Source organism: Microbacterium sp. Be9 (genome assembly GCF_011754135.1).
Lineage (GTDB): Bacteria > Actinomycetota > Actinomycetes > Actinomycetales > Microbacteriaceae > Microbacterium > Microbacterium maritypicum_A.
Genome location: NZ_WNWT01000013.1, coordinates 260 through 523, shown reverse-complemented (window position 1 = coordinate 523; position 264 = coordinate 260). Strand labels below are relative to the sequence as shown.

General features: G+C 67.8%; 1 protein-coding gene. It reads right to left on the bottom strand.

Translation table 11 applies throughout. From position 1 onward, the window contains the following. Positions 1 to 264: hypothetical protein (locus tag GLO27_RS19665; protein WP_208324004.1), on the bottom strand; the 264-nt coding region annotated here is incomplete at both ends.

Here is a 264-nt window from a genome sequence, read left to right as displayed (position 1 = left end):
GTTGTACCCGCCCTCACGACGGGGAGCTGCGCCATCACGGTTGTACCCGCCCTCGCGACGCGGGGCGCCACCGTCACGGTTATACCCGCCCTCACGACGCGGAGCACCACCATCACGGTTGTACCCGCCCTCACGACGCGGTGCACCACCATCACGGTTGTACCCGCCCTCACGACGCGGAGCACCACCATCACGGTTGTACCCGCCACCTTCACGACGGGGAGCTGCGCCGTCACGACGCGGTGCACCACCATCACGGTTGTA